The sequence below is a fragment of the Luteimonas sp. A611 genome (assembly GCF_054072715.1).
The window spans coordinates 1,125,449-1,151,408 of record NZ_JBSVRP010000001.1; the positions used below are offsets into that span (position 1 = coordinate 1,125,449).

Here is a 25,960-nt window from a genome sequence, read left to right on the forward strand (position 1 = left end):
AATCAAAAATTGTCATCCCAAACAACCTCCACATTGTCATCCCGAACAAAGTGAGGGATCTGCTCTTGCCCCCAAACCCGGCAAGACACCCACCGCCTCACACGATTGAAACCACCCAGGATCCACCCAGCCGCCGGGGAGGGCGCACCGCATGACCATGTTTCTGATCATCGCCGCGGCGATCGCGCTGCAGATCTTCCTGACCGCGCGCAAGCTCAGCCCGTTCCTGTCGCTGCTGATCGTCGCCATCCCGATGGGCCTGGCGCTCGGCATGTCGCCGCAGGAGCTGCTCAAGACCATCGACAACGGCGTCGGCAGCACGCTCGCCGGCCTGGCCCTGGTCATCGTGCTCGGCGCGGTCCTGGGCAAGGTGCTGGAAGAAAGCGGCGCGGCCGAGAGGATCGCCAACACCCTGGTCACGCGCTTTGGCGAGAAGAACATCCAGTGGGCGCTGCTGCTCACCGGCTTCCTGGTCGGCATCCCGCTGTACTTCAATGCCGGCTTCATCATCCTGGTGCCGTTGATCTTCTCGCTGGCGCGCAGGACCGGGCTGCCGATCCTCTACCTCGCCATCCCCACCGTCGCATCGCTCAGCACCACCCACTGCTTCCTGCCGCCGCATCCGGGGCCGGTGATCCTGGTCAACGCCTTCGGCGCCGACATGGGCGTCACCCTGCTGTACGGCATTCTCATGGCGATTCCAGCCGTGATCATCGCCGGGCCGTTCCTCGGCCGCCGCATGCAGCACATCAACCCGCCGCTGCTGGACCTGTTCGCGTCCTGCACCGGGCACAAGGAACTGCCGGGCACGTGGAGCTCGTTCCTGATCGCACTCTCGCCGGTGCTGCTGATCGGCCTGTCGGTGGCGGCCGACGGCCTGCTGCCCGACGGCATCACCCGGTCCGCGCTGCTGTTCCTCGGCAATCCCACGGTTGCCCTGCTGCTCTCGACCCTGGTTGCGTTCTGGTGGCTCGGCCACCGCCGCGGCGTCGACCTGCATACGCAGACGAAATGGCTCAACGCCGCCATCTCCGGCATCGCCGTGATCCTGCTCATCATCACCGCCGGCGGCGTGTTCAAGCAGGTGCTGGTCGACAGCGGCGTGGGCGCGACCATCGCATCGTTCAGCAGCACGTGGCAGATGCCGCCGCTGGTGTTCGCCTGGCTGGCCACCGCACTGCTGCGGGTGATGATCGGCTCGGCCACGGTGGCGGTGATCACCGCCGCAGGCATCGTCGGCCCCCTGATCGCAACCACCGGCGCCTCGCCGGAACTGATGGTGCTGGCAGTGGGCGCGGGCAGCGTGTTCGGCTCGCACGTCAACGACTCGGCGTTCTGGATGTTCAAGGAGTTCTTCAACCTGTCGATGAAGCAGACGTTCGCGTCATGGACGGTGATGGAGACGACGATCTCGATCGTGGGGCTGGCAGGTGTGCTGGTCCTTGAAATGCTGGTGGGCTGACGGCCACCTGTTTGCCTGAAGCAAGGCCGCAGCCGCGTAGCGGCGGATCTGAAAACGGAGCACGACAATGCAACACAAGCACCTGCTGACATTCCTGGGGACCCTGTGCTGCCTGTTGGGTCCAGGGCTCGCCGTCGCCTGCGATACGCCGGCATCCGTTTGCGATCGCGACACGGAGGGCAGCCTTGCCCTTATCGCGCAAGGCGTTCCCGCGACCGTGCTGATCGACGTCAACGCGGACTCCGCGGTCAGGCACGTGGCAGGGAACTTCGCCGAAGACCTCGGGCGCGTAGGCAGTCGCCGTGCAGAGGTGCTGACCGACGCCAGCCAGGCCAAGGGCCCGCTGGTGCTGATCGGCGTGGCGGGTGACAGTGCGCTGATCGATGGACTCGTTGCTGCAGGCAAGCTGGAGCTCGATCCGATCACGGCGCAGTGGGAGGCCTACCAGGTCGCGGTTGTCGATCAGCCCTGGCCCGGCACGCAGCGTGCGCTGGTGGTCGTCGGCTCCGACCGCCGTGGCGCAGTGTTCGGCACTTATGATCTGTCGGAGCGGATTGGCGTTACCCCGTGGTACTGGTTCGCCGACGTGCCGGTGCAGCGTCGATCCGTGGTCCATGTCACTGCCGGTGCACGAACCGACAGGCCAGGCGTGCGTTACCGCGGCTTCTTCATCAACGATGAGGACCCCGCCTTCAGCGGCTGGGCGAAGCAGCGCTTTGGCGGGATCAATGCCGAGATGTATGCCCACGTGTTCGAACTGCTCCTGCGGCTGAAGGGCAACTACCTCTGGCCTGCAATGTGGGCACCGAAGGCCTTCCACCTGGACGATGCGGACAATGCGCGTGTCGCCCACGAAATGGGGGTTGTGATGGGCACCTCCCATCACGAGCCGCTGACCCGGGCGCAATCTGAGTGGCACCGCCTCGAAGACGATCCTTCAACCGGCGGCGAATGGAACTACCAGACCAATGCCGAGAACCTGCGCGCCTTCTGGAAAGGAGGGCTCGAGCGCATGAAGGGCGCGGACGGCACGGACCCCCACGAGAATCTGCTGACGGTCGGCATGCGCGGCGACGGCGACGCGCCGATGAGCGAAGGCACGGCGACGGATCTGCTCCAGTCCATCGTGGCCGACCAGCGCGCGCTGATCGAGGAGGTCACCGGCAAGCCCGCCTCGCAGACGCCGCAGATGTGGGCCTTGTACAAGGAAGTGCAGGACTACTACGACGAAGGCATGACCGTGCCGGACGACGTCACCCTGCTGTTCTCCGACGACAACTGGGGACAGATCAGGCGGCTGCCGACCCGCGACCTCGATCGCGAGGGTGGTTTCGGCGTCTATTACCACTTCGACTACGTCGGCGTGCCGCGCAACTACAAGTGGATCAATACCAACCAGATCGAGAAGATCTGGCAGCAGATGGATCTGGCCCACGCGCGTGGCGCGCGAAACATCTGGATCGCGAACGTCGGTGACATCAAGCCCCTGGAGTACCCGCTCGAGTTCTTCATGGACATGGCCTGGGCACCGGAGAAGATGACGCCGCAAGCCTTGGCGGCCTATCCGGAAGTCTGGGCGACGCAACAATTCGGCGCCGACCTCGGAGCCGAGGTGGGAGAGCTGCTGACCCTGTACGCGAAGCTCTCGGCCCGGCGCAAGCCGGAGCTGGTGGACGAGAAGACCTATGCACTCGGCGAGATCCGTCCGGACGTGCTGGTGCGTGGCGAATGGAGCGGCGTGGTCGAGGACTGGCGCGCGCTGGTGGCCAAGCTCGATGCGGTGCGTCCACGCGTCGGTGGGGACGCGCAAGCGGCCTTCTTCCAGCTGGTCGAGTATCCGATCCTGGCGGTGTCCAACCTCTACGAGATGTATTACGCGACCGCGTGGAACCATCGTCTCGCTTCGCAGTTCGATCCGCGCGGCAACGTTTTCCTTGAACTGGCCGAGCGCGCCTACGCGCGCGATGCCGAACTGACGCGGCAATACCACGCGCTCAATGACGGCAAGTGGGACCAGATGATGTCGCAGGTCCACATGAACTACGTCATCTGGAACGATCCCACGCAGCACAATCCACCTGTGCTGATCCGCACCGCCGGCGATGTCCCGGAAAAGATGCGCGACGCCGAGGCGGTCTTCGTTGATCCCGAGACCGTGCCCGGCGTCATCGCCATCGAGGCGGCGGATTTCGCGCGCAACGTGGCAGCCGACGGCCTGGCCTGGACCCCGATCCAGAATCTGGGCCAGTCCCGCGCGGGCCTGGTGACGCTGCCCCAGGGGCGACCGACAACGGCGCCGCCGAGCGCGCCACGCGTCGAGTACGACGTCATCCTTCCGGAGAACCGCGGTGTCGAGGTCCGCCTCCGGCTCGCGCCAACCCTGGATACGACGGGCGGTGGCGGCGTTCGCATCGGCGTGTCGATCGATGACGGCGCCGTGCAGACGCTGGTGTCCGCACTCGAAGCCACGGGCGGCGGCGCGTCAACGCCGCAACAGCGGAACTGGTACCAGGCGGTGACGGAGAACCGTGTGGATCTTTCCGCGAACTTCGACGCGCTCGCGGCTGGCCGCCATACGGTCAAGGTCTGGCGACTGGACGACAACGCCATCGTGGAGGCGCTGGAAATCGTGCCCAGGTAGTCGGTGTCGGGCGATCTGTGGTCCGGATCCGGGCGCGCGGCCCTGCGCGCCCGGGTTCAAGGGCTGCTCTCCGGATGGGCCTGCCAACATCCGTCGACCCGTCGCGACGTTTGCACGCGACGGCGCCGGAGTGCGACAAGCCATCACTCCGCGGCTTTCAGAGGCCATGAATGGTGGCGATGAATCGTGCAATACGACTCATCGTATTCAATAAGCGGACCGTCGCATGGGCGCGGGCAGCGTGTTCGGGTCGCACGTCAACGACCCAGCGTCCTGGATGTTCAAGGAGTTCTTCAGCCTGTCGATGAAGCCGGCGTTGCTTCTTGGGCGGTGATGGAAATGACGAATTCCGTTGTGGGCCTGGGTGGCCTGCTGCTGCTGGGAATGCTGGCGGCTTGATAGCCTGGTCGCGCACGCCTCGTGATGGTCCGTTCAGATCGAAGCGGACAGTCGGATCTTTGCCCGGCGGTAACAGTAGTGGCTTTACGCTGAATTTACGCATCAAAGCCTCCGCGGAATAGAGGCTTTACGCGGTGTCGTCCCAGACTGGCGCCGTGGCCAATTCGGCCTCGTCGCCAGTCCCGGAACCCGCATGTCCCTGCATCTGCTTCGCCAGCGTGAAGCGTCGCTTCCGCTGTTCCTCGCCGCGTGTGCCGGCATCTTCAGCGCCACCCAGGGTGCGTCTGCCCACGCCGCCGAGTTGACCGGCAGCGCGGCGCTCACCACCGACTACGTGTTCCGCGGCATCAGCCAGACGCAGGGCGATCCGGCGATGCAGGCGGGCGCCAGGCTCGCGGCCGCGTCCGGCCTGTACGGCGCGGTCTGGGGCTCCACGGTCGAGTTCGCCGGCGACACTGGCGCGTCCAGCGAGATCGACTACGTGCTCGGCTGGGGCGGCAGCCTCGCGGATGACTGGGCGCTCGACGTGAGCGTGACCTGGTTCGATTACCCGGGTTCGCGCGCCGAGCTCGACTATCCCGAGCTGGTCGGCACGCTCACGCTGCGCGATGCCTGGTGGCTGACGGTTGGGTTTTCGCCGGACGTGTTCGCCAGCGACGGTAACGGCGTCTATGCGCAGCTCGGCGGCAAGTTCCCGGTCAACGACGCGCTTCGCCTGGAGGCGGCAGTCGCGCACTACGACCTCGACGATGCCTACGGCGACAGCTATTCGCACGCCCAGCTCGGTGCGGTGTGGGCGTTCAAGGCGCCGTTGGAGCTGCGCGTGACCGCGCACGGTACCGACGCATCGGCAAAGACGTTGTTCCCCGGACTTGCAGGCACGCGCATCGAAGCGGCCCTGCAGGCCTCGTTCTAGGAGCAGGACGATGCACGGCTGGCTTGCCATGGTGTGCGGTGTCGCGGTGGTGCTTGCCGCCGCGTATCTGCTGTACGTGATCCTGCGCCCCGAAGACTTCTGAGCGGCTCGAACGACGAGCGCGCCTGACCGCCAAATGGATGTAACCCAATGATCGAGACACTGCTGGTCCTGGCACTGGCGATCGGCCTTGCCTGGCCGCTCGGACACTATCTTGCGCATGTGATGCGCGGCGCGCCGTCCAGGCTGGACGGCGTGTTCGTGCCGGTCGAGCGCGCCGTCTATCGCGCCCTGGGCACGCGACCGGAGCGCGCCATGTCATGGCGTGGCTATGCCAAGGCGTTCGGGTTGAGCAACCTGGTGCTCGGCCTGCTGGTGTGGGCGCTGTTCATGACCCAAGCCTGGCTGCCGTTCAACCCCGACGCCATCCCCAACATGCGTTGGGACACCGCGCTGCACACCATGGTGTCGTTCCTGACCAACACCAACCAGCAGCACTATTCGGGACAGGCGCAGCTGAGCTATCTGTCGCAGATGGTCGGCATCGTCGGCCTGCAGGTGGTGACGCCAATGATGGGGCTGGCGGTGGTGGTGGCGACGCTGCGCGGCCTGTTCGGCGGGCGCGAGGCGATGGCGGCGGCGTCGGCGACGCCTGCCGCGACGACGCAGGACGCATCGGCGCCGCTGCAGGGGACGGGCGTTTCGCCGGCCCCGATCGCCACCGCCAGCGCCGCATCGGCGACGGCCGAACGCGACCTCGGCAACTACTGGGTCGACGTCACCCGCGCCACCTTGCGCTTCATGCTGCCGCTCTGCCTGTTGTGGACCGTGTTGCTCGTGGCGCAGGGCGTGCCCGCGACCTTCGATGCCGGGCCCACCGCGACGCCGCTCGACCCGAGTGTCGAGATGAAGCAACAGAAGATCCCGCTCGGTCCGGTCGCACCGATGGTCGCAGCCAAGCAGCTGGGCTCCAACGGCGGCGGCTGGTACGGCCCCAACAGCACCGTCGCGTTGGAGAACCCGACCCCGTTCTCGAACCTGCTCGAGCTGCTCGCGATCCTGCTGATCCCGGTCTCGGTCGTTTTCATGGTCGGCGCGTTCACCGGCCGCAGGCGGCTCACCGGCATGGTGTTCGGCACGATGCTGCTGATGTCGGTGGTTTCGACCGGCGCGGCCCTCTGGTCCGAGGCGCACTCGGCGACGTCTGCGGACATCGCGCTGATGGAGGGCAAGGAGGTGCGCCTGGGCGCCCAGTCGTCCGCCCTGTGGTCCACCATCACCACGCAGGTCAACAACGGTTCGGTCAACGCCATGCATGACTCGCTGGCGCCGCTCACCGGCGGCGTTGCGATGGTCAACATGCTGGTCAACTCGATCTGGGGCGGTGTCGGCTGCGGCCTGCAGCAGTTCCTGGTGTACCTGCTGCTGGCGGTGTTCCTCGCCGGATTGATGACCGGGCGCTCGCCGGAACTGTTCGGTCGCAGGATCGAGGCGCCGGAGGTGCGGCTGCTGGCCCTGCTGATCCTGCTGCAGCCGCTGGTGGTGCTCGGCTTCACCGCGCTCACGCTGGCCTTGCCGCAGTTCACCGGCAACTCCAATCCAGGCTTCCACGGCATCAGCCAGGTGTTCTACGAGTACACCTCGGCATTCGCCAACAACGGCTCCGGCTTCGAGGGCCTGGGCGATGCCACGCATTGGTGGAACCTCACCTGCTCTGCCGCTCTCGCCCTTGGCCGGTTCCCCGCGCTGATCGTACCCCTCGCGGTGGCCGGCCTCATGGCCCGCAAGCGCGTCGCACCGCAAGGCAGCGGCACGCTGCAGGTCGAATCTCCGACCTTCGCATTGACCCTGGTGGCGGTGATCGTGGTGCTGACCATCCTGCAATTCATGCCCGCGCTGGTGCTCGGCCCGGTCGGCGACCACCTGACGCTCGTTGCGCGCTGAGGAAGACTGTAATGGACAAGACTGTGCCAATCCCCGCAACAACCCCGCGGCCCCGTCGCGATCGCGCCGCCGGTCTCGACGGCCCCGGCCTCCGCATCGCGATCCTCGAGGCCTTCCGCAAGCTCTCGCCGCGCCAGGCGATCCGCAGCCCGGTGATGGCCGTGGTGCTCCTCGGCACGGTGCTGGCCGCACTGATCACGGCAGCGGGGGCCGCACCGTTGGGCTTCGGTATCGCGGTGACCGCGATCCTGCTCACGACCGTGCTGTTCGGCAACTTCGCCGAGTCCGTGGCCGAGGCCCGTGGCCGCGGCCAGGCGGCATCGCTGCGGGCGGCACGCCGCGACCTGGTCGCGCGCAAGCTCGAGGACGGCACCGAGACCACGGTCACTGCCTCCGCGCTCCGGCGCGGCGACGAGGTCATCGTGTCGGCCGGCGAGCTCATCCCCGCCGATGGCGAGATCATCCGCGGCGTGGCCACCATCAACGAGTCGGCCGTCACCGGCGAATCCGCGCCGGTGCTGCGCGAGGCCGGTACCGACCGCTCGGGCGTGGTCGGTGGCACCACGGTGCTGTCCGACGAGATCGTGATCCGTGTCAGCGCCGAACCGGGCGGCAGCTTCCTCGACCGCATGATCGCCCTGGTCGAAGGCGCCAACCGGCAGAAGACGCCGAACGAGATCGCGCTGTCGATGCTGCTGGCGGCAATGACGCTGACGTTCCTGATCGTGGTCGCGACGCTGCCATTCCTGGCGGGCTTCGTCGGCGCCACGCTCGACCCGCTGCTGCTGATCGCGCTGCTGGTGTGCCTGATCCCGACCACGATCGGCGGCCTGCTGCCGGCGATCGGCATCGCCGGCATGAACCGCGCGCTGTCGGCGAACGTGCTGGCCAAGTCCGGCAAGGCGGTGGAGATCGCCGGCGACATCGACGTGCTCCTGCTCGACAAGACCGGCACGATCACCTTCGGCGACCGCCAGGCGACCGCATTCCACCCGATGGCCGGTGTCGACCGCGAGCGTTTGCGCGATGCCGCCATGCTCTCCTCGCTGGCCGACCCGACCCCCGAGGGCAAGTCGATCGTGCGCCTGGCCCTCGAGCAGCATGCGGTCCTCGTCGATCCGGAGCATGCCCGCTACCTGCAGTTCAGCGCACAGACGCGGATGTCCGGCGTCGACCTGCCCGGGGCGAACGGGCAACCGGACCGCGCGATCCGCAAGGGCGCCGGCGAGGCGATCGCCCGCCATGTCCGCGAACTCGGCGGCGACGTGCTGCCGGAGCTGACCGCGCGGGTCGACCAGGTGGCCCGCAGCGGCGCCACGCCGCTGGTGGTCGCCGACGGCCGCCACATCCTCGGCGTGGTCGAGCTGTCGGACGTGGTCAAGCGTGGCGTCAAGGAACGCTTCGCGAGGCTGCGCGCGATGGGCGTGCGCACGGTGATGATTACCGGCGACAACCCGCTCACCGCCGCGGCCATCGCCGCCGAAGCCGGCGTCGACGACTACATCGCCGAGGCCACGCCGGAGGACAAGCTCGCGCGCATCCGCGCCGAGCAGGCCGGCGGCAAGCTGGTGGCGATGGTCGGCGACGGCACCAACGACGCGCCCGCGCTGGCCCAGGCCGACGTCGGCCTGGCGATGAACTCCGGCACCCAGGCGGCGAAGGAAGCCGGCAACATGGTCGACCTGGATTCGGATCCTGCCAAACTGCTTGAAGTGGTCGAGGTCGGCAAGCAGCAGCTGATCACGCGCGGCGCGCTGACCACGTTCTCGCTGGCCAACGACGTCTCCAAGTACTTCGCGATCCTGCCTGCGCTGTTCGCCGCGGCGATCCCGTCGATGGCGGCGCTCGACGTGATGCAGCTGTCGAGCCCGCGCAACGCGGTGCTGGCGGCGCTCGTGTTCAACGCGCTGATCATCCCGGCACTGATCCCGTTGGCGCTGAAGGGCGTGCGCTTCAAGCCGGCCGGGGCGGCCGAGCTGCTGCGGCGGAACATGCTGGTCTACGGCCTCGGCGGCGTGCTGCTGCCGTTCGCGGCGATCAAGCTGATCGACCTGGCGCTGGCGGCGACGGTGGGCGTCTGACGGCCCGTCCGTCGCCCCGGTCACCCATCCCCATCAGCGTCTGCCGACGTTCGACCCCATCCTCTCGCGAGATCTGAACCATGAACTCCATCGCATCCATCGACGATCGCGTCTCCTTCCGTGCCGCATTCCTGTTTGCCGCCGTGGTGCTGCTCGGATTCGGCCTGCTCTACTCGCTGGCCGGCGCCGGCGCAGGCCGGATGCTGTTTCCGGCGCAGGCCACCGGCAGCCTGATCGAACGCGACGGCATCGTGGTCGGTTCGGTCTGGGTCGCCCAGCCGTTCGAGGGCGCAGGCTGGTTCCAGCCGCGCCCGTCGGCCGCCGGGTACGACCCGATGGCCGCGGCCGGCAGCAACCTGGCGCGCAGCAACCCCGACCTGCGCGTCCGCATCGACGCGACCATCGCGGCGGTGGCGCTGCGCGACGGCATCGCGCCGGCGGACGTGCCTGGAGATATGGCCACGCAGTCCGGCGGCGGCCTCGATCCGCACGTTTCGCCGCGCGGCGCGCAGGTACAGATCGCGCGGGTCGCGGCCGCGCGCGGACTCGATCCCGTCGAGGTGGGCGCACTGGTGGCCGCGCACACCGAAGCGGCGCAGTTCGGCGTCCTCGGCCAGCCACGCGTCAACGTATTGCGCCTGAACCTCGCGCTCGACGCGTTGCGATGATCGCGCTGGCGGCGTCGACGCTGTGAAGGCCACAATTGCTGCATGAGCGACAGCCGCCATACCCCAGACCGCGAGCACCAGGCCGATGCCCTGGTCGACGCGCTGCGCCGTGAGGGCGCGGGCCGGCTGACGGTCTTTCTCGGGGCGGCGCCTGGCGTCGGCAAGACCTACGCGATGCTCGCCCGTGGCCGCGAGCTGCAGCGGCGCGGCCTCGACATCGTGGTCGGACTGGTCGAGACCCATGGACGCAGCGAGACCCAGGCCCTGGTCGAGGGCCTCGAGTTGCTGCCACGCCGGCGTATCGCCCACCAGGGCCGCCACTTCGAGGAGCTCGACCTCGATGCCCTGATCGCGCGTCGGCCGGCGCTTGCGCTGGTCGACGAACTGGCTCACCGCAACGTGCCCGGCAGCCGCCACGAGCGCCGCTGGCAGGACGTGCTGGAACTCCTCGATGCCGGTATCGACGTCTATACCACGATCAACATCCAGCACCTGGAAAGCCTCAATGACGTCGTTCACCGCATCACCGGTGTGCGCGTCAGCGAGACAGTGCCAGACGTGGTGTTCGACCGCCTGCGCGACATCGTGCTGGTCGACTTGCCGTCGCGCGAACTGATCGAGCGCCTGCAGCAGGGCAAGGTCTACGTGCCAGAGCAGGCCGCACACGCGCTGCAGGCATTCTTCTCGCCGAGCAACCTGGCCGCGTTGCGCGAACTGGCGATGCAAACCGCCGCAGACCGCGTCGACAGTGACCTGCGCGAGACCCAGGCCGCGCGCGGCTTGCCGGGGGTGGCGCTGCGCCGCCGCGTGCTGGTAGCGATCGACGGCCGCGGGCAGTCCGAATACCTGGTGCGCGTTGCGCGCCGGCTGGCGGAGCGCCGCGACGCGCCATGGACGGTGGTGACGGTCCAGACGGGCGCGGTCGTCGACGAGGCACAGCAGCTCGAGCTCGATCGTGCGTTCGCCCTCACCCGGCGGCTCGGCGGCGAGGTGGAAGTCGTGCGCGGCGTGAACATCGTCGAATCGCTGCTCGACCACGCCAGTCGCAGCGGCGCGTCGGCGATCGTCGTCGGCCGCACCCGTGAGCGACCCTTCGCGCGGATCTTCAATCGCACGCTGACCCAACAGCTGATCCAGCGCGGCGCGCATTACGAACTCACCATCGTCAGCACGCCGGAGGCGCGCGCAAAGGCACGGCGATCCCTGCGTAGCATCACCGGACTGATGACCCGCAACGATGCCGGCCTCGCCTTCGCGGCGACGACCATGGCTGCGGCCCTGGGCTGGGTAGCCGAGCGTTGGATCGGGCTCGCCGATCTGTCACTGGTCTTCATCGTCGCCGTGGTGGTGGTCGCCTCACGCACGCGCATGGCCGCGGCGGTTCTGGCGGCGGGGCTGTGCTTTCTCGCCTACAACTTCTTCTTCATCGAGCCGCGCCTCACGTTTTTCATCGGCGCGCGCCAAGGTGTGGCGACGGTACTGCTGTTCCTCGTCGCGGCGCTGGTCGCCGGTCGCCTCGCGGCGAAGTTGCGCATGCAGGTCCTCGCATTGCGCGCATCCAATGCCCATGCGATGGCGTTGCAGACGCTCGGCCGGCAACTCGCCAGCGCGGCGGACCTGGGCCAGGTGGTGAAGGCCGGACGCGACGCGCTCAGGCGTTCGCTGGGAGCCGACGCCTTGGTCCACATTGGTGAAGAGGCGCTCGATCACGACAACAGCCTGGGTGTTGGCGACAAGGGCCGCGCCGCAGCCGACTGGGCGCGCAAGCACAGGCAACCGGCCGGGCGCTTCACGGACACGCTGTCGGGTTCGGCATGGTGGTTCTTGCCACTGGCAATCGACGGCGCGGGGGACGGCGTAGTCGGGTTGCGCTTTCCCCCTCACACCCCTCGTTTGGGTGCGGAGCAACTGCGCCTCGCCGAGGCGATGGCCGACGACATCGCCCAGGCCGTCGTGCGCACGCGACTGGTCGCAGACCTCGAGGACGCGCGTGTCAGCGGCGAGACCGAGCGGCTGCGGTCGGCACTGCTGTCGTCCGTCTCGCATGACCTGCGTTCGCCACTGGCCGCGATCATCGGTGCCGCCAGCAGCCTCGACCACTACGCAGAGGCGATGAGCCTCGACGATCGCCACGACCTGCTGGAGACGATCCGCCTGGAGGGCGAGCGGCTCGACCGCTATATCCAGAACCTGCTCGACATGACCCGCCTCGGCCACGGCAAGCTGGCCCTCAACCGCGACTGGATCGGCGTCGACGAGCTCATCGGCTCGGCGGTTGCGCGACTGCAACGCTACGAGCCCAGCGTGCGTTTCGAGGTCATGCTCGAACCCGGTCTGACGATCTGGGTGCACCCGGCGCTGCTCGAGCAGGCACTGTTCAATGTGATCGAGAACGCGGCCAGATTCTCGCCGCAAGGGGAGGCGATCGCGATCGATGCCCGTCGCATCGACGATGGCGCCTTGCAGATCGATGTGACCGACCGTGGTCCCGGTATTCCCGAGGAAGAGCGCAAGCGCATTTTCGACATGTTCTATAGCGTCGAGCGGGGCGATCGTGGTCGCCAGGGGGTTGGCCTGGGGCTGGCTATCTGCCAGGGCATGGTCGGCGCCCACGGCGGCAGCGTTGCGGCGTTGCCCGGCCCCGCTGCTCGCGGCACGACAATCCGCATTACCCTGCCGCGTATCGAGCCGCTGCCGAAACCCATTCCATGACCGACCCGGGAGTCGATGCAACCCCCTCCGCGCCGCCGCCGCGCGTGCTGGTCGTCGACGACGAACCACAGATCCGCAGGTTCCTCGACATCAGCCTGCGTGCGCAAGGCTACCGGGTTGAAACCGCGGCGACGGGGGCCGCCGGGCTCGAGGCTCTGGCCATGCACGGCGCCGATCTCGTGATCCTCGACCTCGGCCTGCCCGACCGCGACGGTCACGACGTGCTGCGCGAGCTGCGGGAGTGGTCGTCGGTGCCGGTCATCCTGTTGACCGTGCGCGCCGACGAGGCCGAGAAGGTGGCCGGGCTTGACGCCGGAGCCAACGATTACGTCACCAAGCCGTTCGGGGTGCAGGAGCTGATGGCGCGCGTGCGCGCATTGCTGCGTGCCCATGCGATGGCACCCGGTGAACTGGAGCCGGTGTTCGACGACGGCCGCCTGCATGTCGACCTCTCGCGGCGCGAGGTTTGGATCGAGGGTGAACCCGTCGCCTTGGCCCGAAAGGAGTACGCGCTGCTGGCACTGCTGGTCCAGCACGCCGGTCGCGTGGTCACCCAGCCGCAGCTGCTGCGTGAACTGTGGGGTCCAACCCATCAGCACGACACGCACTATCTGCGCATCCTGGTCGCGAAGCTGCGCCATAAGCTGGGCGACGATGCCGCTGCACCGCGCTATGTCGGCACCGAGCCGGGGGTGGGGCTGCGTTTCATCGGTCGGAGGGCAGACCCCTGAGTGTATGCATTGGCCGGAAGCAGACTCGGTAGGGAATCTGGCGAAGTTGCCGGGATAGGGAACGGCAGCTCCTGGACCAGGCCGGGTCTCGTCAGATTTTTGTCCAAGCCGTGCGCAAGCGCTCAGGTCAGCAGCCAGCCCGTCCACGCCGTGAATATCGCGTCGCAAGCGTCATCGTGCCGACGCCGCACTCCCATCGAGAAGTACAGCCAGGTGCGCGGCGGGTCGCGGCGCGTCATGTCCGCCTAGACATCGAGGGCGGGTCACCGGCGTCTCTTGTCAAATACGAATCATTCGTATTCAATACGCAGACCGGCGCATGTCCCGGTGCGCCCACCGGGAAACGGGCGCATCGCCCAGTTCCCTTGCAATGGCAATCCTGGTACTCCCGTCGACGAGACGGGCCTTCCTCCCATTGCCGTCTCCCCACATGCCCACTCTTTCGCCGTCTTCCTTCCGTGCGCGGCCTGCTGCCGCCCGTGATTCCCTGCTGGTGCCCGGCCGTCTTGCCGTGGCGCTGGCCCTTGCCTTCGCCTGGTTGCCGGGCGCCGCGCTGTCGGCACCGCAGGACGCGGAGGCAGGCGGGGACACCGCCACCGACCTCGATACGGTGCTGGTGGTCGCCCAGCGCGCCAGCCGCGTCAGCAATGGCGCCACCAACCTCGACCTGGCGATCAAGGACACGCCGCAGTCGATCAGCGTGGTGAGCAGCGAGCAGATGCGCCAGTTCGGCGCACGCAGCGTCAACGACGCGCTGCGCCTGGCCACCGGCGTGCAGGTGGACGAATGGGAGACCAACCGCACCAGCTACAGCGCCCGCGGCTTCGACATCCTCAACACCCAGATCGATGGCGTCGGCCTGCCCAACAGCTGGGGCGTCGCCACCGGGGCGAGCGATGCCTTCGGCTACGAGAAGGTCGAGGTGATCCGCGGCGCCAACGGCCTGCTCACCGGCGTGGGCAATGCCGCCGGCACCATCAACTACGTGCGCAAGCGGCCGACCAACGAGCGCGAGGGCGTGGCCGGCTTGAGCTACGGCTCGTGGAGCACGCTGCGTGCGGAGGTCGACTATTCGACCCCGTTCACCGCCGACGGCAGCTGGGCCGGACGCGTGGTCGCAGCGCACGAGGACGGCGATACCCACCTGCAGGCCAACCACAACCGTCGCGATTTCCTGTACGGCGTCGTGGACGGGCAGGTGGGCGAGAACGGCACGCTGACCTTCGGCTATTCCTGGCAGCGGGCCAAGTCCGACGGGATCATGTGGGGCGCGCTGACCTTCATGAACAGCGATGGCACGCAGCGCGAATGGGACGCCGACGCCTCGACCACGCAGGACTGGACCTACTGGAACACCACCAACCAGACCGCTTTTGCCGAATACGCGCATCGGCTGGGCGAGGACTGGCAGCTGAAGCTGGCCTACAACCATCGCCGCAGCAGCGGCGACGAGAAGATGTTCTATGCCTTCCTGCAGGACACCGATGGCGACGGCATTGCCGAGGGGCTGGATCCGGCCACCGGGCTGGGGCTGTACGGCTATCCCTGGGGTGGCATCGACGAGGCCACCAGCCATCTGGGATCGATCACGGTGAACGGCCACTTCCAGATGTTCGGCCGCGACCAGGAGGTGACGTTCGGTGCCAGCTTGGCGAAGAGCGAGACGGATGGCTGGGAGCAGGGCGTTCCCGACTTCTCGGACCCGGCCTGGGGCGCGCTGCCCGCGTTCCCGTATGCGACCGATGCGATTCCACAGCCCGACTGGAGCGATCCGTCGCTGTACTCGGTGCTTGACCAACGCCTCGGGCGCGCGTTCGGCGCGGCACGGATCGCGCTCAGCGACCGCCTCACCGTCATCGCCGGCGCCAACCATGCCCGCTACCGTCGCAGCGGCAGGTCCTACGACCTGGACTTCGACCAGACCACCAGCCACACCAGCCCCTACGGCGGCCTGACCTTCGATTTCAGCGAGCGCGTGCTCGGCTACGTGAGCTATTCGGACATCTACCAGCCGCAGGACCAGGTGGATGAAAACGACCGCTACCTCGACGCCAGCAAGGGCGAGAACTATGAGGCCGGTATCAAGGCCGATTGGCTGGACCAGCGCCTGCTGACCACGCTGGCGGTGTTCAAGGCCGACCAGGCCGGGCTGGCGACGCCGACGGGGCAGTACAACGAATTCGGATCGTCGATCTACGTGCCCATGGACGTGCGCTCCAAAGGCGTGGAGTTCGAGGCAGTGGGCAGGCTTGGCGAGGACGTGGACCTGGTGTTCGGCTACACGGCGCTGAAGCTGGACGGGTTGAATGGCGAGGACACGTATCCGTGGGTGCCGCGTCGCACGGCCAACCTGCTGCTGAGCGGGCGCCTGCCGGCGTTTCCGGCGCTGTCTCTGGGCGTTGGCGGGCGCTGGCAGAGCGCGATATCCAACATCGAGGCCAGCGGCTTCACGGTAAGGCAGGGCAGCTATGCTGTGCTCAATGCGTTCGCGGCCTGGGATTTCCTGCCCAACGCGAGCCTGCGGCTCAATGCGAACAACATCGGTGACGAGAAGTACATCAATACGCTGCGCTACAGCGGGTACTACGGGGCGCCGGCGAACTACACACTGAGCTTCGATTGGCGGTTCTGATGGGCATGTCTCGGCTTTCCACCACGTTCGTGCAACCCCGCGCAGCGCGACTGCAGGTCGTCGCGCGCATTGGCGCCGCCGTAATCGGCGGCTATGCCTTTGCCTGGGGCTTCGTCGCCGCGGGCGCGAGCTTGATGTTTGCGGCGGGGATGGGGTTCCACGACGCCGAGTTCCTGGCGAGCCTGCTGGGCGTGCTGGCGTTCCTGGTGGTATTCCTGTGGGCGATCGCCGCAAAGCGGCCGTGGCGGGCGTGGATGCTGCTGCTCGGTGCGGGTGGGCTGCTGTCGGTGGTCGCTTCGCTCGTGCAGCGGGCACTGGTCTGAAGGAGGACAAGATGATGTTCAGCAGCTTCCGCCAGGCCATGACCTGGCTGCATACCTGGTTCGGACTGGTGCTGGGCTTCGTGTTGATGGCGGCGTTCTTCTTCGGCGCGCTGTCGGTGTTCGACCGCGAGATCGACCGCTGGGCGATCCCGGCCACGCGTATCGAAGCGCAGCCGATGCCGTCGTTCGAGCAGGTGCTGCGCCCGGCCTTCGAGCGCATGCAGCCCACGCGCGCCGCGATCGAGGCGATGCGACCGCGCGTGGATGGGCCGATGCCGGAGCGCTTCGACACCCCGGTGAGCTGGAGTGCGTACACAACCCATCGCGACCCGGTGCTGGCGCTGTTCGCGGGCTTCGAGGTGGCCAGCGCCAAGGACCCGGAAGAGGCGATCTGGGCCGACGTGACCATCGACCCGCGCGACGGCAGGCTGCTGCCGGTCGACCAGTTGAAGATCGGCAGCGGATTCTTTTATCCGATGCACTACGGACTGACCCTGGACTGGAAGAACCTGGGTATCTGGATCGTGGGCTTCTCGGCGCTGGTGATGCTGGCCGCGCTGGTCAGCGGCGTGGTGATGCATCGCCGGATGTTCCGCGAGTTCTTCACCTTCCGGCCGGGCAAGGCGCGCCTGCGCAGCGTGCTCGACCTGCACAACCTCACCGGCGTGGTCGCGCTGCCGTTCCATTTCTTCTTCGCCTTCACCGGCCTGCTGATCTTCGCGGCCACGTACTACTTCCCGGTCGGGCATACCCAGCTGCATGAGCTGCACGACCTGCATGCGCAGGTTGAGGCGCGCGAGACCGGCTTGCCGCACGAGCGCGCAGGCGTGGCGGCGGGGCTGGCCAACGTCGACGCGATGGTGGCCGAAGCCCGGCGCCGCTGGGAGGCGAACGGCAAGGCCGGCGAAGTCGGCTTCCTGTGGCTGCAGCACGTGGGCGATGCCAACGGCTTCGTCAGCGTCTATCGCGCTGGCACCGACCGCATCGCCCTGGTCGGCGATGCCATCCACTTCAAGGCATCGAGCGGCGAGCTGATCCGCGAGGACCCGGCGGCGACGCCGGTCGCGCGTGTCGCCGAGTTCCTCACCGGCCTGCACCTGCAGCACTTCCGCCACTGGCTGCTGCGCTGGCTGTATGTGTTCGGCGGGCTGGCGGGCGCGGTGTGCATCGCCACCGGCTTCATCTTCTTCGTCGAGAAGCGCAAGCGCCAGCACGCGCAACAGGGTAGCCAGGGCGCGCGCGTGGTCGATGCGCTGGCGGTGGCGTCGGTCACCGGCATGGTGCTGGCGGCGCTGGGCATCCTGGTCGCCAACCGGCTGCTGCCCGAAGACATGGCCGGACGCGGCGACTGGCAGCGCTACGCGTTCTGGGGCACCTGGGTGCTGGCGCTGCTGCATGCGGCCTGGCGCAGCGCGCCGGTCGCACAGGGGCGATCCAACCCGGCGTGGCGCGAGCAGAGCGTTGCGATCGCGATGCTGGCCGTGACCGCCGTTCTGCTGAACTGGGCAACCACCGGCGACCACCTGCTGCGCACGCTCGCGGCGGGCTACTGGCCGGTGGCCGGCGTTGATCTGTCGCTGCTCGCATGTGCGACCGTGGCAGGGATTGCCGCGCGCCGGCTGCGGCTGCGCGCTGCCGCAGCGGTGCGCTGCCCGACGGGTACGGAGGCAAGGCATGCCTGAGCCCACGCACGCGGCAGCACTGCTGCTGGCCGCGATGCTTGCAGGCTTCGCCGGCATGGGCTGGCTGGCGCTGGCGATGCCGGCGCACGCGGCGCAGGTGTGGGGCCGTGCGCTTGACGTCCGCCATGCGCAGCTCCTGCGCGTGGCCGGCGCAATTGGCGCCGCATCGTCGCTGGCGCTCTGCCTCAAGGCCGACCACGCGTCGATGGCGGTGTTGGTCTGGCTGATGACCCTGTCCGGTTCGGCCCTGCTGGTGGCGATGTTGCTGTCCAGCCGTCCGCGGCTGCTGCGCCTGCTGGCACCGTGGGTGGATGCGCGCAGCAGCGCTGTTCGCTGAACGCTGTGGCGCGGCCGGTCAGGGCAGCCTCCAAGGAATCTCCGGACAACTGTCATTTCGAGCATAGCGAGAGGCGCTTTACAACAGCAAAGCTGGTCAATCCGCTCCCTTGATTCGACCCAGATTGACCGGCTTCGCCGTTATAGAGCTCTTCTCACTGCGTTCGGAATGACAAATCGGACTTGCCCGGAGGTTCCCCAACGCTCGGTTGTCATCCCGGACGCAATGAGGGATCCCGTGACGCGAGTCCGGCGCTTCAGGCAAACACGTGTTCGTACACGATCATCGCGCCGACCAGGATCAGGATGATCCCGCCCGCGATCTCCGCACGCCGGCCCAGCACCTGGCCGAGCGCGCGGCCCGCCATCACGCCCGCGGTGACCATCACGAAGGTGCACAGGCCGATCACCGCCGCGACGGCGAGGATGTCCACCTCCACGAACGCCAGGCCCACGCCGACCGCGAGCGCATCGATGCTGGTCGCCAGGCCCGCCAGCGCCAGCGCACCCAGTCCGCGCTGCGGCGGCGCATCGTCGTCCGTGCCGCCGCGCAGCGCCTTGTGGATCATGTGCAGTCCCAGCGCCGCCAGCAGGCCGAACGCGATCCAGTGGTCCCAGGCCTCGACCAGATCCGACGCGCTCGAGCCGAGCAGCCAGCCGACGATGGGCGTGGTGGCCTCGATCAGGCCGAACACCAGGCCGGCGCGCAGCGCATCGCGCCAGCGCGGGCTGCGCATGGCGGCGCCTTTGCCAATGGCCGCGGCGAAGGCATCGGTGGACATCGCCAGGCCGAGCAGCAGGATGGAAACGGGGTGCATCGAGGATCCGGGACGGCGAGGCTTGGGCACAACGGACCGCGCACGCGCCCGACCGCAATGGCGTGCGTGGCCCGCTGGTCTCGCCAAACGTCAGGTTGCGGCCGCCACGGCCGGTGCAGGCCGAGTGTGTTGACGGACGCGCTTCCGGGGTGGAAGCCGGCTACTCCCCAGGGGAGGTGCGGCTGCAGTTGCGGCCGCCTGCGCATTGTACGCGGCCGCCAGGACGCGGGGACCGGGGTGTCGCCTTGATCAATCGCGCTGCCGCCGCCGTTCAGCGCGTCCGGGGTACCGCGAGCACCGCCTCGAATGCGGGCTTGGGTTGGCCGCTGCGGTCGAACAACAGGGTGTAGTTGGTGCGGTCGGGGATCGGGTAGCCGTTCTTCCACGACATGCCGTCCTCGACGCCCCAGATCGACACGCGGTGGAGCTTGTCGCGGCGGCCGTGGAAGATGCGGAACAGCTCGGCGTAGCGGTCGGCGAGCTGCTGCTGCACTTCGGCCGGCAAGCCGTCGCGGTAGGGATCAAGGAAGGTCTTGAACTCGGGCAGCTGGAACTGCGGATGCGCCATGCCCTGGCCGATGATCTGGCCTTCCTTCGTCAGCGGCAGTACGTCGACGTCGAGTTCGGTGATCATCACCTTCACCCCGAGCGCGGCGTAGGCGTCGATCGCCGCCTCGATATGCGCGGTGGACGGGAAGTTCAGGCCCCAGTGGCCCTGGATGCCGATGCCGTCGATGCGGATGCCGTGCTGCTGCAGCATCTTCACCATGCGCACGATGCCGTCGCGCTTTTCCGGGCGCCAGGCGTTGAAGTCGTTGTAGTAGAGCTGGGTATCCGGCGCCGCCTCGCTCGCGAAGCGGAAGGCATCGCGCACCAGCGCGTCACCGTCGCCGCCGTAGCCGCGCGTCCACAGCGTGTCGCGGTACTGGCCGTCTTCGCCCATCACCTCGTTGACCACGTCCCAGGCCTGCACCTTGCCGGCGTAGCGGCCGGCGACGACCTTGATGTACTCGCGCATGCGTTCGCGCATGGTGTCGATGCCGGCGGGCTGTCCATCCGCGCCTTCGAAGAACCAGGCCGGGGTCTGGTTGTGCCAGACCAGGGTGTGGCCGATCAGATACATGTCGTGCTGCCGGCCGAAGGCGACGAAGGCGTCGGCGGCCGCAAAGTCCCACTTGCCGGGCTCGGGATGCAGCACCTCGGCCTTCATCACGTTCTCGGCGGTGATCGCGTTGAAGTGCAGCGCCACCAGCGCCTGGGCGCGCGCATCCTCGCCGCTGACAATCTCGTCGTTGACCGCAGTGCCGATCAGGAAGGCGTCGGCATAGGCCTGCTTGAGCGTGGTCGGCGGTGGCGCGGCATGGGTGGCGGCGGCACCGGCGAGCAGGATCGCGGCGGCGAGGAGCTTGGTGGAGTAGTGCTTCATGGGGAGACCTCGGATCGGGAGCGGTCGCGAGGCGTCGGCAGCCTCACCGGGAATGCGTGGATGCGGCTCAGCGGCAGGCGTCGCGCGGTGTTTCGGCGGCCCAGCCGATCGCGCCGTCGATCATGCGCAGGTGCAATGGCTCGGCGTAGGTTTCGGCCTTGTGCCCGAGCGCGCTGTAGAACACGCGGCCGCGCGCGATGCAGCGCGTCCAGACGATGGGATGGTCGCCCATGCGATGTTCGGGTGCGGGCTCGTAGCTGCCTTCGTCCAGGCGCGCGAGGATGCGGGTGCCGTGGCCGTTGGGCACGCGGTCGAACGCATACCACTCGTCCTGCCGGCGCCATTCGCCCGGAAGGCCGGCCATTGCAGGATGGTCGGGTTCGGCGACCAGCACGGTCGCGTCCTGGAACTGGTTCGGCGCATTGGTGTGGCCGATGAACTGCGCGCCGATCAGGGTGTCGACATACCAGTCCCAGTCGTAGCGCGGGTCGCCGCCGGAACCATGCAGGGCGACCACGCCGCCGCCGTCTTCGACCCATTGGCGGAAGGCGGCGCGCTGCGCGTCGGTGAAGACATTGCCGCTGATGCTGTTGAGCACCACCACGTTGAACTGCGCCAGCGCATCCGGGTTGAACAGCGCCGCGTTTTCGCTGACAAAGCTGTCCCATCCGCGCGCGTCCGCCATGTCGGCCAGGGCGTCGTTGGCCGCCTCGATCTGTTCGCTGTCGCGGAAGCCGTTGGTCTTGGAGAACACCAGCACCGCGCGCTCGCGTTCGAATGCGGGAAGCGGTGGCGGCGTCTGGTCCATCACCGGTTCGGGCCAGTAGCGGGGATCCTTCACCCAGGCGGTGGGCGCCTCCGGCGTGGACACTGGCGCCAGTGGCGCAGCGGCTGCGCTTGCGGCGGCCAGGAGCAGCGCGCACAGCAGCGTGGTCAGGCGGGTCAACGGCATGGGCATTCCTCGCGTGCGTTGTTCACTGTGGCGGACCCACCTGCAGATGCAGTTCTGCCGGTTCCAGACCTTCGCCATGTACGCGCACGATGGCGGTGCCGGATTGGTCTTGCAGGCCACGCACGATCGCCAGCGCCAGCCCGCTGAACGCCTTGCGTTCGGGCGAGGGGAAGGCGGTGAGGTCGCGCGGATCGCCGTTGTCGGTGGCGACCAGTTCGGCAGGGCCTTCGACCTCGAAGCGGACCCGGTTGTCGGCATTGCGGATTGCGCGACCGTCGGCATCCAGCACGCGCAGGGTGATGAAGGACAGGTCGCGGCCGTCGTTGCCGATGCGCGCGCGATCGGCCTCCAATGCAAGCCGCGCCGGCGCGCCGGTGGTCTGCACGCGCGCCTGCGTCCATTCGCGGCCATCGCGCCAGACGCGCACGTGCAGCTCGCCCGGCTGGTAGACCACCTCGTCCCAGCGCAGCCGGTACTCGTACTCCCCCTTCTTCCTGCGGCCCTGCGAGACGCCGTTGAGGAACAGCTCGGCCTCGTCGCCGCTGGTGAACACGTGCACCGGCGTCACCTGTCCCTCGCGTCCGGGCCAGTTCCAGTGCGGCAGGATATGCGCCATCGGCAGGTCCGGGCGCCAGCGCGCCTGGTAGAGGTAGTAGCGGTCCTTGGGGAAGCCGGCCAGGTCGATCATGCCGCTGTAGGAGCTGCGCGCGGTGTAGTAGGGCGTGGGCTCGCCGAGATAGTCGAAGCCGTTCCAGACGAACTCGCCGGCAACAAAGGGGTGGCGGTCGAGCGCGGCAAAGACCTTGTCGGCGCTCGAGCCGAAGTCCACGGCGTACAGTTCGTACGCGCTGACGTGGTGGTTCACCGAATCGCCGCCGCCGTTGTGGTCGCGCACCGGGGCACTCTGGTGCGGCGACACCGGGAACAGGTAGATGCCGCGGCTGCTCAGCGCGGACGCCGTCTCGCTGCCGAAGATCACCTTGTCCGGGAAGGCCTTGCGGAACGCCGGGTACGATGGTGGCGTGCGGATGCGCTCGGTGCCTTCGAACTCGGGTGCCTGGCGGATGCCTTCGCCCTGGTAGTTGAGGTTGATCACGTCGAACGCGGCGGGGAAGGGCATGTCGGCCTTGGCCCAGTTCATCGACGCGGTGGTGGGCCGGGTCGGATCCTCTTCGCGCACGATCTCGACCAGCCGCCGGCCGATGGCTGCGCCGGCCTCGCCGTCGTACTGCTCGCCGACCTCGTTGCCCACGCTCCACAGGATCACGGATGGGTGGTTGCGGTCGCGGCGCAGCATCGCGCGCAGGTCGGCCTCGTGCCAGTCGGGGAAGACCAGGTGGAAATCGAGCGGCGTCTTCTTCTTTTCCCAGGAATCGAAGACCTCGTCGACGACCAGAAAGCCCATGCGGTCGGTGAGTTCGAGCAACTGCGGATCGGGCGGGTTGTGCGCCATGCGGATGGCGTTGACGCCCATGTCGCGCAGGATCTCCAGCTGGCGCTCGGCCGCGCGCAGGTTGAAGGCCGCGCCCAGCGCGCCGAGGTCGTGGTGCTGGTTCACGCCGTTGAGCACGACGTGCTCGCCGTTGACGATCACGCCGCGGTCCGGATCCCATTGCACGTCGCGGATGCCGAAGCGCGTTTCATAGCGGTCGACGATGCGACCATCCTGGCGCAGCGTAGTCACCGCGACATGGCGATGCGGCTGCTGGCCCGGCGGCGGGCCCCACAGGCGCGGATTGGCGATGCGCGTGCCGGAGCTGACCCTGGTGCTGCCGCCTCCAACCACGTCGACGCCGATCGTGGGAATGCTTGCGACAGCTTCGCCGGTGGCGGCGCCATCATCGTCGAGCGCGAAGAAGCCGGTGTCCACCTGCACCCGCACCGGCGCGTCGGTGGCGTTGTCGATTTCCACGCGCAGGTTGACGGTCGCCGACTGCGCCGAGACGTCGGGCGTGGTGACATGCGTGCCCCACTGCGCTACGTGCACCGGCGCGGTCGTGGTCAGCCACACGTCGCGGTACAGCCCGCCGCCCGGATACCAGCGCGCGGATTCGGGTGGATTGTCGAGACGGATCGCAAGCTGGTTGTCGCCGCCGAACGCGATGTAGGGCGTGAGGTCCACGCGCCAGCTGTTGTAGCCGTAGGGCCAGCCGCCAACGAGCTCACCGTTGAGCCAGACGCTGGCGTGCGACATGGCGCCGCCCACGTCCAGGAACACCTGCCGGCCCTGCTGCGAGGCCGGGATGTCGAGGCTGCGGCGGTACCAGCCGATGCCCCAGCTGGGCAGCCGGCCCATGCCGCCATAGGGGCCTTCGGCGATGAACGGTCCGGCGATCGCCCAGTCGTGCGGCAGCGTCACCGATTGCCACTTGCTGTCGTCGAAGCCGGACTGCAGGAACGATACGTCGCCCACGGCCGGGTCGGCATCGGGGCGCGCGTGGCGGCGATCCGGATCGGCGATGAAGCGATTCGCGGTCGGCAGGATCCAGGGCTTGAGCACCGGACGGTCGGCCTGGATGCGTACCGCCTCGTCGGGGCGCGCGTCGGCGACCTTGCCGTCGGCACTCCGGATTACCTCGGGGCGTACGTCGTAGTCCAGGCGTCCGTCGACGCCGGGCGGGTCGCCGCGATGGAAACGCCAACCGCTGTCGAGGCGGACGCTCTCGCGCGGCGAGGCAAACGCCGGCGCCGCCATCGACACGAACACCGCAAGCAGGAGCAGCAGGGCGCTGCCGTGGAAGCGCGATTGCGCGCGGGCGGCCCGGACGTGTGGGTTCACAGGCGGTATGCCTCCTTGGGCAGGCGCCAGGCGAGATCGACCACGACCTCGGTGGCTTCGTCCTCGTCGATGCGGTGTTCGGACACAAGTTTGGACAGCACCGCGCAGTCGATGCGACGTGCGACGTCATGCCGCGCCGGGATCGACAGGAAGGCGCGGGTATCGTCGTTGAAACCGACCGTGTTGTAGAACCCGGCGGTGCCCAGGGTCTGCTCGCGGAAGCGCCACATGCCGTCGGGGGAATCGTGGAACCACCACGCCGGGCCGAGGAACAGGCAGGGCCAGTGCCCGGCCAGCGGCGCGAGTTCGCGTGCGTAGGTGCTCTCGTCCAGGGTGAACAGGATCAGGCGGAAGCCGGGCTCGTTGCCGAAACGGTCGAGCAGCGGCTTGAGCGCGTGCACGTATTCGGTGCGCAGCGGGATGTCGGCGCCCTTGTCGCGACCGTAACGCTCGAACAGGCCGCGGTTGTGGTTGCGGAAGCAGCCCGGATGGATCTGCATCACCAGCCCGTCGTCCAGGCTCATCGCCGCCATCTCGGTCAGCATCTGGGCGCGGAACAGCTCCGCATCGGCGGCGGTGAACTTGCCGGTGACGACACGGGTGAACAGCGCGCGCGCCTGCTCGGTGGGCAGGTCGGCGGTGGCGCAGCTGGGGTGCCCGTGGTCGGTCGAGGTCGCGCCCATCGAGGCGAAGAAGGCGCGGCGCTGGCGGTGCGCGCGCAGATAGCCGTCCCAGTCGTAGACGTTCTCGCCGGTGATCTCGCCGAAGCGCTCCAGCGCCGAGCGGAACTGCTCGTGTTCCGGGTCGATCACCGGATCGGGACGGTAGGCGGTGACCACGCGGCCGCCCCAGCCGCTGTCGCGGATCGCCTGGTGGTGTTCCAGCGGATCCAGCGGCGACTCGGTGGTGGCGATGACCTCGATGTTGAAGCGTTCGAACAGCGCGCGCGGCCGGAACTGCGGCGTCTGCAGCGCCTGGGTGATGGTGTCGTAGTAGCGGTCGGCGCTGCCGGCATCCAGCCGCTCGCGCAGGCCGAACACCTCGTGGAAGACATGGTTGAGCCACATCGACGAAGGCGTGCCGCGGAACAGGTGGAAGTTCTGCGCGAACAGCCGCCAGGCCGCGCGTGGATCGACCTCGGCACGCGAGCCGTCGGCGCGCGGGATGCCCAGCGCGTCAAGGCCAATGCCCTGGCTGTAGAGCATGCGGAACACGTAGTGGTCCGGGACCAGCAGCAGTTCGGTGGCATCGGCGAAGGGCGCGTCGCTGGCCCACCAGCCAGGGTCGGTGTGGCCATGCGGGCTGATGATCGGCAGCGTCGCGACCTCTGCGTACAGGCGGCGCGCGATCGCGCGCTGGGTCGCGTCGGCGGGAAACAGACGGTCTTCGTGGAGGTGGAGTGGTTTGGTCGCGATGTTCATGGGCTCGGGTCTGGATTACATGGTCTGCGTCCGCCGG

General features: G+C 68.1%; 19 protein-coding genes. 13 read left to right on the forward strand and 6 right to left on the reverse strand.

Annotation, left to right across the window (positions count from 1 at the left end; translation table 11 throughout):
* Nucleotides 1-151: 151 nt before the first annotated feature.
* Complete coding sequence (locus ACW5EG_RS05025) at nucleotides 152-1,462, forward strand: GntT/GntP/DsdX family permease (protein WP_457017652.1); 1,311 nt, start codon at nucleotides 152-154, stop codon at nucleotides 1,460-1,462.
* Nucleotides 1,463-1,529: 67 nt separating this feature from the next.
* A complete protein-coding gene (locus tag ACW5EG_RS05030) occupies nucleotides 1,530-4,103 on the forward strand; it encodes a glycosyl hydrolase 115 family protein (RefSeq protein ID WP_457017653.1) in 2,574 nt (857 codons plus the stop codon).
* A 157-nt stretch (nucleotides 4,104-4,260) separates the two neighbouring features.
* On the opposite strand, the gene ACW5EG_RS05035 is transcribed toward ACW5EG_RS05030, so the two are convergent.
* Entirely contained in the window at nucleotides 4,261-4,605 is a 345-nt protein-coding gene (locus tag ACW5EG_RS05035; RefSeq protein ID WP_457017654.1) for a hypothetical protein, read from the reverse strand.
* A gap of 90 nt (nucleotides 4,606-4,695) precedes the next feature.
* Here ACW5EG_RS05035 and ACW5EG_RS05040 point away from each other — a divergent pair, with 90 nt between their 5' ends.
* From ACW5EG_RS05040 to ACW5EG_RS05090, 11 genes are all read left to right on the forward strand, one after another.
* Nucleotides 4,696-5,418 (forward strand): TorF family putative porin, encoded by a 723-nt coding sequence (locus ACW5EG_RS05040; protein ID WP_457017655.1) that lies wholly within the window; start codon nucleotides 4,696-4,698, stop codon nucleotides 5,416-5,418.
* A gap of 10 nt (nucleotides 5,419-5,428) precedes the next feature.
* A complete protein-coding gene (locus ACW5EG_RS05045; RefSeq protein ID WP_457017656.1) occupies nucleotides 5,429-5,521 on the forward strand; it encodes a potassium-transporting ATPase subunit F in 93 nt (30 codons plus the stop codon).
* Nucleotides 5,522-5,568: 47 nt separating this feature from the next.
* The gene (kdpA, locus tag ACW5EG_RS05050; RefSeq protein WP_457017657.1) at nucleotides 5,569-7,362 is read left to right on the forward strand and encodes a potassium-transporting ATPase subunit KdpA; all 1,794 of its coding nucleotides are present in this window, start codon (nucleotides 5,569-5,571) and stop codon (nucleotides 7,360-7,362) included.
* A gap of 11 nt (nucleotides 7,363-7,373) precedes the next feature.
* Nucleotides 7,374-9,443 (forward strand): potassium-transporting ATPase subunit KdpB, encoded by a 2,070-nt coding sequence (gene kdpB, locus ACW5EG_RS05055; protein WP_457017658.1) that lies wholly within the window; start codon nucleotides 7,374-7,376, stop codon nucleotides 9,441-9,443.
* A gap of 80 nt (nucleotides 9,444-9,523) precedes the next feature.
* Nucleotides 9,524-10,111 (forward strand): potassium-transporting ATPase subunit KdpC, encoded by a 588-nt coding sequence (kdpC, locus tag ACW5EG_RS05060; protein ID WP_457017659.1) that lies wholly within the window; start codon nucleotides 9,524-9,526, stop codon nucleotides 10,109-10,111.
* Between the two features lie 42 nt (nucleotides 10,112-10,153).
* Entirely contained in the window at nucleotides 10,154-12,823 is a 2,670-nt protein-coding gene (locus ACW5EG_RS05065) for an ATP-binding protein (RefSeq protein WP_457017660.1), read from the forward strand.
* Nucleotides 12,820-13,554 carry a response regulator gene (locus ACW5EG_RS05070; RefSeq protein WP_457017661.1) on the forward strand — a complete coding sequence of 245 codons (735 nt, stop codon included), beginning with the start codon at nucleotides 12,820-12,822 and terminating at the stop codon, nucleotides 13,552-13,554. The genes ACW5EG_RS05065 and ACW5EG_RS05070 overlap by 4 nt, the downstream gene beginning before the upstream one ends.
* 493 nt (nucleotides 13,555-14,047) lie before the next feature.
* On the forward strand, nucleotides 14,048-16,186 hold the full coding sequence (locus ACW5EG_RS05075) for a TonB-dependent siderophore receptor (RefSeq protein ID WP_457020985.1): 2,139 nt from the start codon (nucleotides 14,048-14,050) through the stop codon (nucleotides 16,184-16,186).
* Nucleotides 16,174-16,509: an iron uptake protein gene (locus tag ACW5EG_RS05080; RefSeq protein WP_457020986.1), complete on the forward strand. Its 336-nt coding sequence runs from the start codon at nucleotides 16,174-16,176 to the stop codon at nucleotides 16,507-16,509. Before ACW5EG_RS05075 ends, ACW5EG_RS05080 begins: the two co-directional genes overlap by 13 nt.
* Before the next feature lie 14 nt (nucleotides 16,510-16,523).
* On the forward strand, nucleotides 16,524-18,191 hold the full coding sequence (locus ACW5EG_RS05085) for a PepSY-associated TM helix domain-containing protein (protein ID WP_457020987.1): 1,668 nt from the start codon (nucleotides 16,524-16,526) through the stop codon (nucleotides 18,189-18,191).
* Complete coding sequence (locus ACW5EG_RS05090; protein ID WP_457020988.1) at nucleotides 18,184-18,528, forward strand: DUF3325 domain-containing protein; 345 nt, start codon at nucleotides 18,184-18,186, stop codon at nucleotides 18,526-18,528. The genes ACW5EG_RS05085 and ACW5EG_RS05090 overlap by 8 nt, the downstream gene beginning before the upstream one ends.
* 256 nt (nucleotides 18,529-18,784) lie before the next feature.
* Here ACW5EG_RS05090 and ACW5EG_RS05095 read toward each other — a convergent pair whose 3' ends face one another.
* The 5 genes from ACW5EG_RS05095 to uxaC all read right to left on the reverse strand — a co-directional run bounded on the left by ACW5EG_RS05095 (nucleotide 18,785) and on the right by uxaC (nucleotide 25,923).
* The gene (locus ACW5EG_RS05095; RefSeq protein WP_457020989.1) at nucleotides 18,785-19,345 is read right to left on the reverse strand and encodes a manganese efflux pump MntP; all 561 of its coding nucleotides are present in this window, start codon (nucleotides 19,343-19,345) and stop codon (nucleotides 18,785-18,787) included.
* 271 nt (nucleotides 19,346-19,616) lie between these two features.
* Entirely contained in the window at nucleotides 19,617-20,771 is a 1,155-nt protein-coding gene (locus ACW5EG_RS05100) for an endo-1,4-beta-xylanase (protein WP_457020990.1), read from the reverse strand.
* Between the two features lie 67 nt (nucleotides 20,772-20,838).
* A complete protein-coding gene (locus ACW5EG_RS05105) occupies nucleotides 20,839-21,723 on the reverse strand; it encodes a ThuA domain-containing protein (RefSeq protein ID WP_457020991.1) in 885 nt (294 codons plus the stop codon).
* 22 nt (nucleotides 21,724-21,745) lie between these two features.
* Nucleotides 21,746-24,418, reverse strand: coding sequence for a beta-galactosidase GalB (gene galB, locus ACW5EG_RS05110; RefSeq protein ID WP_457021403.1), 2,673 nt, complete (start codon nucleotides 24,416-24,418; stop codon nucleotides 21,746-21,748).
* Nucleotides 24,419-24,498: 80 nt separating this feature from the next.
* Nucleotides 24,499-25,923, reverse strand: a complete 1,425-nt coding sequence (gene uxaC, locus ACW5EG_RS05115; protein WP_457020992.1) for a glucuronate isomerase — start codon at nucleotides 25,921-25,923, stop codon at nucleotides 24,499-24,501.
* Nucleotides 25,924-25,960 lie beyond the last annotated feature (37 nt).

Excerpts from the sequence above, each read along its gene's own strand:
- ACW5EG_RS05025 (WP_457017652.1), top strand. The coding sequence starts at position 152 with ATGACCATGTTTCTGATCATCGCCGCGGCGATCGCGCTGCAGATCTTC.
- ACW5EG_RS05030 (WP_457017653.1), top strand. The coding sequence starts at position 1,530 with ATGCAACACAAGCACCTGCTGACATTCCTGGGGACCCTGTGCTGCCTG.
- ACW5EG_RS05035 (WP_457017654.1), bottom strand. The coding sequence starts at position 4,605 with ATGCGTAAATTCAGCGTAAAGCCACTACTGTTACCGCCGGGCAAAGAT.
- ACW5EG_RS05040 (WP_457017655.1), top strand. The coding sequence starts at position 4,696 with ATGTCCCTGCATCTGCTTCGCCAGCGTGAAGCGTCGCTTCCGCTGTTC.
- ACW5EG_RS05045 (WP_457017656.1), top strand. The coding sequence starts at position 5,429 with ATGCACGGCTGGCTTGCCATGGTGTGCGGTGTCGCGGTGGTGCTTGCC.
- kdpA (WP_457017657.1), top strand. The coding sequence starts at position 5,569 with ATGATCGAGACACTGCTGGTCCTGGCACTGGCGATCGGCCTTGCCTGG.
- kdpB (WP_457017658.1), top strand. The coding sequence starts at position 7,374 with ATGGACAAGACTGTGCCAATCCCCGCAACAACCCCGCGGCCCCGTCGC.
- kdpC (WP_457017659.1), top strand. The coding sequence starts at position 9,524 with ATGAACTCCATCGCATCCATCGACGATCGCGTCTCCTTCCGTGCCGCA.
- ACW5EG_RS05065 (WP_457017660.1), top strand. The coding sequence starts at position 10,154 with ATGAGCGACAGCCGCCATACCCCAGACCGCGAGCACCAGGCCGATGCC.
- ACW5EG_RS05070 (WP_457017661.1), top strand. The coding sequence starts at position 12,820 with ATGACCGACCCGGGAGTCGATGCAACCCCCTCCGCGCCGCCGCCGCGC.
- ACW5EG_RS05085 (WP_457020987.1), top strand. The coding sequence starts at position 16,524 with ATGTTCAGCAGCTTCCGCCAGGCCATGACCTGGCTGCATACCTGGTTC.
- ACW5EG_RS05090 (WP_457020988.1), top strand. The coding sequence starts at position 18,184 with ATGCCTGAGCCCACGCACGCGGCAGCACTGCTGCTGGCCGCGATGCTT.
- ACW5EG_RS05095 (WP_457020989.1), bottom strand. The coding sequence starts at position 19,345 with ATGCACCCCGTTTCCATCCTGCTGCTCGGCCTGGCGATGTCCACCGAT.
- ACW5EG_RS05100 (WP_457020990.1), bottom strand. The coding sequence starts at position 20,771 with ATGAAGCACTACTCCACCAAGCTCCTCGCCGCCGCGATCCTGCTCGCC.
- ACW5EG_RS05105 (WP_457020991.1), bottom strand. The coding sequence starts at position 21,723 with ATGCCGTTGACCCGCCTGACCACGCTGCTGTGCGCGCTGCTCCTGGCC.
- galB (WP_457021403.1), bottom strand. The coding sequence starts at position 24,418 with ATGGCGGCGCCGGCGTTTGCCTCGCCGCGCGAGAGCGTCCGCCTCGAC.
- uxaC (WP_457020992.1), bottom strand. The coding sequence starts at position 25,923 with ATGAACATCGCGACCAAACCACTCCACCTCCACGAAGACCGTCTGTTT.